Here is an 8,831-nt window from a genome sequence, read left to right on the forward strand (position 1 = left end):
GGTGCTAAATCGAAACCCTCCTATGATGCGGGGTCATAGCTTTGGCAATGTGAGCAACAAAGAACTTTATGCAGTCCTAAAAAGTGAATGGGAAAGAATAGATAACTTCTGGGAATTAAATTTAGATAAAATAGAAAAATGCTGCAGTTGTGAATTTAGATATTCGTGTGCAGATTGCAGATCTTTAGAAGAGAGCTTAACAGGAAAATTAGATGGAAAAATGCTCTGTAATTATGACCCAAGCGAGGGAAAGTGGTCATAATGGGAATAATTTTGAATCCACATTCCTATGAAAAAACCGAATTGCATATCGGTTTTTTCATTCTTCGGTCATGAGCCCTCGTCCTGGCTCATGAGGTTTCCGCACTTTCAATTCATCCCATAATAATTTTCGCTTCCTCTGCCCATCAGGCTAGAATTGTGATCTGCGTACCTGTCAGATTGACGCTGACTTTGATTATCGTCCCACCTGATGTAACAACCGCCTAAATTACCCCCATAAAGATCTCGAAGACCCATGTCAATGGCGGTCTAAAAGTGTCCAATAGTGGCGGGATAAAATTGTCCACCTGCCAATTCCCTGGATTGAAACCCAGGGGTCATGTGGATGATAGATATGGAGGAGTTCCTCACGTTGCGAGATTTATTCAACGAAGAATTGAGCATCAGCGAGATCGCCAGACAGACTGGACACAGCCGGGTGACGGTGCGGAAGTATCTGAACTCACAGGTTCCCCCATTACCCCAGAAGCGATCCAAAAAGCCGAGCAAACTGGATGGTCACAGGGAATACATAATTGATAGACTCAAAGAGTTCCCTCTTTCTGCTAGCCGTATTTATCGTGAGATCCAAGATAGGGGATTCACGGGGAAGTATACAATTGTAAAGGATTTCGTGCGTGAAGTCCGGCCTGAGATTGGAGTTCCGGCGATATACCGCTACGAGACCAAACCAGGAGTTCAGGCTCAAGTTGACTGGGCAGAATGTGGTTACATCGATATCGATGGGGAGAAAAGGAGACTCTACTGTTTCACCATGGTTCTCGGTTATTCGCGAATGAGATATGCCGAATTTACTCTGCGAATAGACGTTTATACCCTTATCCAGTGCCACATAAATGCGTTTGGGTATTTTGGAGGTTATCCCCAAGAGCTTCTATATGATAACATAACGCAAATCGTGAAGAAGCGAGCCCCAAAATCATCGGATTCCACCTGGAATTCTCATTTCCAGGACTTCTTCGAGCACTACGGTTTCATTCCCCGGTTGTGTCGTCCCTATCGACCTCAGACCAAAGGGAAAATAGAGAGGACTGTGGGGTTCGTGAAGAAGGACTTCTTCATGGGAGGCAGGTTCACTTCGTTCACTGATCTCAACTCCCAGCTTCAGAAATGGCTGTCCAGAGTAAACTCGATACCTAACGGCACAACCCATGAGATTCCGATTGAACGTTTTAGGCAGGAAGGTCTCCAGGAGATCGGAAATGCTCCATCCTATCATAATCGCAGAGATGAGAGCCGAAAGATTTCCAGGGACTCATTCGTCTCTTACCTGGGCAACCTCTATTCTGTTCCATATCGATACGCTGGGATGACCGCACGATTGCAGATTTCTGACTTGACCTTTAAGATAATTGTTGGATCTGATGAGACCTGCACTCACGAGATTCAACCTGGTCATGGAAAAGTGATGCGAGTCAAAGAGCACTTCAAAGGGCTTCTGAGTGAGATCCTGAAGCAGAACTGCACGCTCCGAGATAGTAATCCGTCAATTCTTAAGTTTGTGGACACAGATGTCGAGCATCGACCGCTTTCTGTTTATGATCGACTTGGTGAGGGAGATAGCAGATGACAAATTTCGAATACGAAAGACTTCATCATAATCTTAAGCTCCTGAAACTGGGGACCTTTGAGTCGGTTCTCGACAACTATCTGGAGATCGCCGCTAAAGAGAAGAAATCAACTATCGAGATCCTCGATTATCTGGTGGACCGGGAATTAAGAAGCAAGGAGTCTCGGTCTTTGGCTCTCAGAACGCGAAAGGCGGGCTTTCCTATGGAGAAGAGGCTAGATGATTTCGATTTTGAATTTCAGCCGTCTCTGGATAAGAGTGTCATCAATGAGATCGCATCTCTAAAGTTATCCATAATGCAGAGAACGTGGTCTTGCTAGGTCCGCCTGGTGTGGGAAAGACCCATCTTGCCATCGCCTTAGGAATTGAAGCTGTCAGGGGCGGGATTCAGAGTTCAATTCGCCAACGCTTCAGCTCTGATCGAGCGTCTTGCAAAAGCTGACCGAGAGAAGAGACTTGAAGAGATGATTAGGGAACTATCGAGGTTTCAGCTTATCATTATTGATGAGATGGGTTATCTGCCGTTTGATGACTTTGGCGCTCACTGCTTCTTTCAGCTCGTTTCCAGGCGATATGAAAGAGCTTCGATTATCTTCACCTCAAACAAGTCCTATGGCGAATGGGAGACATCTTCAAAGATCATGTCATTGCAGCGGCTATTCTTGATAGGATTCTCCATCATTGCACTACTGTCAATATAAAAGGCGATAGCTATCGACTTAAGGATCGCAAGAGGCAGGGGATAATTCCTCAGAGCTTTTCAGGATAAGGTGCGTTGAGATATGGCTGGGCAGAAGACTTAAGTAGAACTGGACAGTTTTATTCCGCCATAATTGGACAGTTTTATCCCGGCGTTGACACCCAGCGCATAGTTGGCCGCTGCGTGGGCTTATTGAGTTGATTGGGAACTGTCAGTCCCGATTCCTTGAGCCTCTCCCTGAGCCGCTACTCTGCAAAAGAGTAAATCAGAAGGCTGAGGGCCATGATCATGCATAGCGCTTCTATCCTTCCCTCCTTCTTCAGATAAACTTCAGAAACATGAAAGCACTTATCCTTCAGGAAACGAAAACCGCGCTCAACGGTCTGCTGCCCTTTATAATATCTGAGCATGGTCTCAGGATCAAGATCGGTATCGTTGCTGATAAATACAAATCTTCCCAGCTTCTTGCGTTCATCGTTTAGAGCCTCGCTCGTTCAGATCGATCTGAGCCTCAATTTTGAAGCGGACCTTAACGGGGCTCATCCTTTTTTGGCCTGCCCCGTCGCTTCTCAACCTTTTCAGCTACCGACAATACATTTAGGTTCTTGATCAGGTGATGAAAATGTGTAGATGTCCAGATTGTTACCTCTTTTTCAGCATCAGGGACACATGCGAACTTTATGCCCATGTGCTTCGTGAGGTCTTTTCAGCCAGTATCGTCTCCTTTTGGATCTTCCTTCGAAGGTCTGTTCGTCCCTCTTTTGCTTTTCTTCAGACCATACAACAACAGCACGCTGAGGAACGCCGCCATAATTCAGATCAGAAACATGGAAAGCATATCGAGGATCCGTGCCTTGGGTAAAATCCAGTTCTGCATCAAGAAGCCGTTCGATGTCATCCAATGTCTCCGGCGCACGAGTGATCCATTGCATATCTGTTCCCAAAAGTTTGATGTTGTCCTCTGTATACAAAGCGCTATCCACGATCCAGTATCTATTGTCGTCTAAATTGATCGCTTGCTGTGTTTTTTGGATCATCTTGATTAGGCTTTTCTTATCTGATTCGTTTCCTGAGAACGCCTCGGTAAAAAATGGTAACCCAAACTGGTTTGTTACTAAACCGAGAACGAAACGCTTCAGATCCGTTCTGCCATCTTTGGCATGACCAAAGGTGATCCTTATCGAATCCGTACTATCCGGCGCATCATTTTCGTACTTGCCATGAACGCTGAAGTTCGTCGTATCAACATGGATCAGCTGTGTTCCTAAAGGATGAGTCTTCATGATCTGCAAAGTGATCTCATTGAATAGTTCAGTTCAGTCACGCCGTATTCATAAATCGTATCAAGTGTCCTGCCAACTACATCGTCGTTGAGAGCAGAGGGAGGTGACGCCTTCTCCAAGCAGCTTTTCTGTTGGAATCGTCATGAAGAAGTTGGGAAACAGGTATAACCTTTGGTGAGTGAATCCTAAGCTGTTGAGAATCATAGCTTTAGTTGTTATCGAATGAGGCAGGTTCTTGGAACCCTGTTTTGGCAGGGCCCTATCTATCACTTCAGCAATTTTCAAGTCGTCAAAATTCCAGCCACGATTCCAAGATGACCTATATTGTACGATTGGATGCCTGCATCCACACTACATCCCTGCGGAAGAGCATAGTGGATATTTATTTAAAAATGTTTCTGATAATAAGAGGAGAAATTCAGAAACCACGAGCCAAAAGTGCGGAACGTAGGTTGAACATCATCTAAAGCCGATAGTAGGTCAGCCAATCCCTAAATTGGAATCATATGCCTTTGCAAAGGGATTAATATACCAAACAGAGTCACCCATTAGCAAGTAGGGTGTCCTTCAAAAATAAATTTTGGGCCGTAGTATTAGCCAGCATACCCCAGCTCCTTGGCCTTTGAATAAGCTGCCTCCATTTCGGACTGGCGACCCAATGCTTTGAGGGCATTCCCTTTGCCTGTCCATGCTGTGGCGGAGAGATTCTTGGCATACAAATCCGCTAAAGGAGTTACATTGAATGGTGCAAATTTGATGGCCCTGTCATAATCCTCAATGGCCTCCTCGTATCTGCCCATATTATAAAGGACCATACCTTTGCCATTCCAGGCACTTCCATCTTTTGGATTCAGTGCTATAGCCTTGTCATAGGCCTTGATGGCTTCCTCGTATCTACCTATCTGAAACAACGCATTGCCCTTCCAGTCCCAGATATCGGGAAACTCAGGCATCATTTCAAGGGCTATGTCGAAGGCATTAATGGATTCATTATATCTACCGAGCGCATAGAGCGCGTAGGCTTTGCCAGACCAATTTGGCCAGCTACTTACATCTTTTGAATTCAGCTCTATGGCCTTGTCATAGGCCTTGATAGCCTCCTCATACCTACTTGCAGTACTAAGGGATTTGCCTATGCCGCTCCATATTGTAGATTGATTCTTAATATCGCTAGTGGGTATAAGCTGAGCAGCCGTGATCCAGGCCGCTATTGATTCATTGGTCATGCTTAGACCCTCAGAGTAGCATATGGCTTTGTCTATCCAGGCATATGCAGCCTTTGAGGGACTAAACTCAATAACCTTGTCATAGGCTTCAACAGCATCTTCCCACCTACCCATCCCAACGAGAACAAGCGCTTTATTTTCCCATGTATTGCCATCATTAGGATTCTTTTGAAGAGCCTGGTTATAGATTTCCAGTGCTTTCCCACGAGCTTCAAAGGCTTCAATATCCCTCCCTAGGCAGGAGAGGGCCACACCCTTATTGATCCAAGCGCTGGCATTCTGAGAATTTTCCTCCAAACGTTTGTTTAAGATTTCCAAAGCAATTTCATACTCTCTTTTGGCCTCATCATGCTTATCAATGCGACTGGAAATGCCGGCTTTACCAAGCCATGCGTCGGCATTTTCTGGATTTATTTGAATAGCCATATTGTACGCTTGAATAGCCTCCTCATAAGATCCATTTACCTGCAACTCTTGGCCTTTCTGACACCAATATTCCGTAGTGTTCTCTTGTGCCAAGGCAAAGATGCATAATAAAACCATCGCTATCAAGCCAATAGTGAATTTGGCCCCTAATATTTTTAGCTGCCTATTATTGATTTGCCTAATGTTCACTGATCTTTTCTTCAATAAAATAACCTCCTTTTCAGGTAATGTTGTATAAGGTAACCGAATCCGATCATTCTCCACATATCCTACCCTACTCTGCCGTTTCCACATACGGCATTTGACGTTGTTATGTTCAACAAATATAAATCTTGCCAATATTACGCCAGAGTTCTGCCTAAAAGGCCATATATATCACAGATTAAGATTAACTGCATTTAGGCAAGGGCTGATAGCAACATTAGAAAATCGGAACACTTTGGAAGTTTTTACATTTCCATATAGAATCCTCAAATATCGCGATGTAAAATCTGGACTAAATCAGGCTTCAATTAAAGGTCCAATTGATAAATTAAGACCTATTCATCCTTCCACTGCAGACAGAATTTACAATTTTCATAAATTTTGATCGATCACCAAGGTATCTCTGAGCTTCCTTGCCGCACTTCCATCCACGCCCCTCAATGACCTGAGGGAGAGACGATGGGGACCTGGTTTTTAAGCTAATTTTCGGCAAATCAGGAATTTACATAATCAGAGGCATACTGAATGGATTGAGCATCGAGGATATTCTGGACAACATCCATTCAAAGAAGCTCAATGACAATCAGGGAAAAATCCAGGATGCTGTACATGCGAACATATCACAATCGCCTATGTCGATTCCTGGAATCGGATTGACTTCCGCATCAATTACTCCTGCTGAAATTAGGGTATTTCAAGGTCGCATATGCTATATCAAGGACAAAAGCCGATTCAAAGCTGAAAGCAGTTCTATTTCAGGATCAAGAGCAGTTACGGAGCCAAAGTCGCTGTCGTCGCATTAGCTGGAAAGGTTATCTGCATCCTCCATCACTTGATAGTCAATCAAGAGATGTTCGAGGATGAGATTACGAACAAATCCAAACGAGAAAAGCCTTGCAGACCTTCTTCATCGCCTGAGATGACTATTGCGGATGATATTAAGATTCTCGTCAGATCAGGATATATTGTCCAAAAGGATCCGAGATAAAAGGAGGAAGACTGAATCTTCCTCAATGAGTTCACCCCTCATTACCCCAGCTTCTCTGCCACGTGAAATGACAGGCTTGCATCTCTGGCCCTTCCCAAAGCCTTCTGGGAATCTCCTTTGCCCTTCCAGGCCTCGACTAGCGTTGGATTTATCTCTAAGGCCTGTCTGAAGGCTTCCAGAGCCTCTTCATTCCTGCCCAATGCCAAAAGAGCTTTGCCTTCGCCAATCCAGGCACTTGGCACATGGAAAGAGTTTGGCGATGCTGTCTTGATGGCCTGGTCATAGGCCTCTCTAGCTTCATCGTATCTGCCAAGATTGAAGAGTGCGTTGCCTTTCAACAGCATGAAGCTCGTCTGTTTCGAATCGTTCAACAATGCTTCATCGGAGATTTCCAGTGCCTTTTGGAAGGCTTTTCCAGCATCATCCCCATTGCCGGTCTCGTTTAGAGCATCTCCTTTGTCAAGCCAGATCTGCACGATCTGTTCAAGCTCTTTGAGATCATCGCCCGGCATCAGCTCAATGGCTTTATCGAACGCCTCTTGAGCCTCGTCATATCTTTTCATCTCGACAAGCTGTCGAGCTTTGGTGCTCCAGGCTTGAGCGTCCTTTGGGTCCAGCTCAAGGACTTCTTCATAGGCCTCTAATGATTCATTGTATCTGCCAAGCTTTGCCATATCATATCCCATAAGGCTCCAGGCCTTTTTGTTCTGTGGATAGAGATCCGAGAGGTTATCAAGAAGGCTGAGAGCTTCTCCAATCTGGTTTGAACTGTGGAGCACTGCGACTTTGGCAAGGCTCCAGGCTTGAATGTCTTCATCATTATCTGCCGGTATGGTCTCAATAGCTTTATCCAAGGCCAGCAGGGATTCGTTGTACCTTCCGATCATACCAAGAAATTCGCCTTTTCTTCCCCAGGCCCCGTAATCTTCAGGATCGATCTCTGTCACTCTGCCATAAGCCTGCAGGGCTTCTTCCCATCTGCCCAGGAAAGCCAGTACATCCGCTTTGCCCTTCCAGAGGCTGATATTCTCCGGATCCCTATCAAGGCTATGGTTGAAGATGGCCAGAGCCTCTTCATTTGCCTCTTTGGCCTCGTCTTTCCTGCCCAGACCGCTCAAAGCTATGGCCTTATTCTGCCAGGCTTTAGCATTCTGTGAAGTGTTCTTCAGGTCTTCTTCCATTAGCAGAAGTGCTCTCTCATAAGCCCTTTGCCCTTCGTCCTCTTTTCCCAGTGTGTATAGCGTTGATGCCTTGCGAAGCAATGCAGTCTCATTCTTTGGATCGAGCTTCAAGACTTCATCGTAAGCAAAAACGGCTTCCTCTTCCAGGTCTTTATGGATGAGCACGTTGGCTCTGTCCATCCAGTAATCTGTGGTATTCTCCTGTGCTGCAGCAGAAACGCATAATGCTGCCAGTGCCAGCAGGCCCAGGGCAACGGCCCACAGCCTGCTGTTTTTATGTCTCTTCCCCACTCGACATTTGTTCAATTCATTCACCTCTTTTCGATGCAACAAAAAAAATTTCAGACGACGTTCAGATCTGATTTTTCACAGCCGCCTTATCGCTGGCCTCTCCAGGAGTCCAGGCCCATCCCAGGTAAAAGACCCTGTCCGTTTGGGACTTGACATCCACAAACCGGCTCTTGTCCGCCCCGGAAGCTTGTTGGTCCTCGGCTTTTTCCCTGGATTCGTCTATCGTCTCCGTATTCAGACTCGAGGGCGCAATTGCGTCTGCAAGAATTGTGGCTGCAGGTCTGTATTGTGATGTATCCGGATTGATCTTGAACCCTGTAGCTTCTCCGCTGGAGACCTTCCCCTGGCTATCTCCTCGCAGGAAGCTGCCTCGAATGGTCTCGCCGTCTGCGTCTCCAAATATCGCCGTCTCCACAATGAGCCCGCTGCCGCTGCGAATAGATCGAGTCTGGAGTTCAACCTCATTTCCGGCAAGCGAGCCCATTACCACCGCATTCCAGGGTCCAGAGTCGCTTCCAGTGCAGGCTCCTATCAAACGGCTTTCATGCTGGCGGATCATCATGGTGACCTGCTCGCTGCCCAGGTTAATCGTCCAGATGCCCTCCAGGTTCGGAGGCTGGGCGGCAATTGCAGGATCCTCTGCCAGGGATAGGCTTGAGAGGCCTGTTATCATCACCAAT

4 protein-coding genes and 3 pseudogenes are annotated in these 8,831 nt (G+C 46.0%); 3 read left to right on the top strand and 4 right to left on the bottom strand.

Annotated elements, in window-relative coordinates:
• The 3 genes and pseudogenes from BP822_RS08420 to istB all read left to right on the top strand — a co-directional run.
• Window positions 1-262, top strand: a pseudogene (locus BP822_RS08420) (radical SAM protein); the annotation flags it as partial.
• A 345-nt stretch (window positions 263-607) separates the two neighbouring features.
• Window positions 608-1,852 carry an IS21 family transposase gene (gene istA / locus BP822_RS08425; protein ID WP_286878119.1) on the top strand — a complete coding sequence of 415 codons (1,245 nt, stop codon included), beginning with the start codon at window positions 608-610 and terminating at the stop codon, window positions 1,850-1,852.
• A pseudogene (istB, locus tag BP822_RS12895) lies at window positions 1,849-2,621 on the top strand (IS21-like element helper ATPase IstB). The gene istA and the pseudogene istB overlap by 4 nt, the downstream one beginning before the upstream one ends.
• A gap of 89 nt (window positions 2,622-2,710) precedes the next feature.
• Here the strand turns inward: istB and BP822_RS12985 are convergent.
• The 4 genes and pseudogenes from BP822_RS12985 to BP822_RS08470 form a co-directional block, all read right to left on the bottom strand.
• Window positions 2,711-4,185: pseudogene (locus BP822_RS12985) on the bottom strand (IS1634 family transposase); the annotation flags it as partial.
• A gap of 243 nt (window positions 4,186-4,428) precedes the next feature.
• Complete coding sequence (locus tag BP822_RS08460) at window positions 4,429-5,691, bottom strand: tetratricopeptide repeat protein (RefSeq protein ID WP_013720734.1); 1,263 nt, start codon at window positions 5,689-5,691, stop codon at window positions 4,429-4,431.
• Between the two features lie 1,029 nt (window positions 5,692-6,720).
• A complete protein-coding gene (locus tag BP822_RS08465) occupies window positions 6,721-8,166 on the bottom strand; it encodes a tetratricopeptide repeat protein (RefSeq protein WP_286878122.1) in 1,446 nt (481 codons plus the stop codon).
• Between the two features lie 46 nt (window positions 8,167-8,212).
• Window positions 8,213-8,831, bottom strand: a 619-nt coding sequence (locus BP822_RS08470; RefSeq protein WP_286878123.1) for a hypothetical protein, incomplete at its 5' end; no start/stop codon positions are given.

It is taken from the genome of Methanosaeta sp. UBA458 (assembly GCF_002496085.1).
Classification (GTDB): Archaea; Halobacteriota; Methanosarcinia; order Methanotrichales; family Methanotrichaceae; genus Methanothrix; species Methanothrix soehngenii.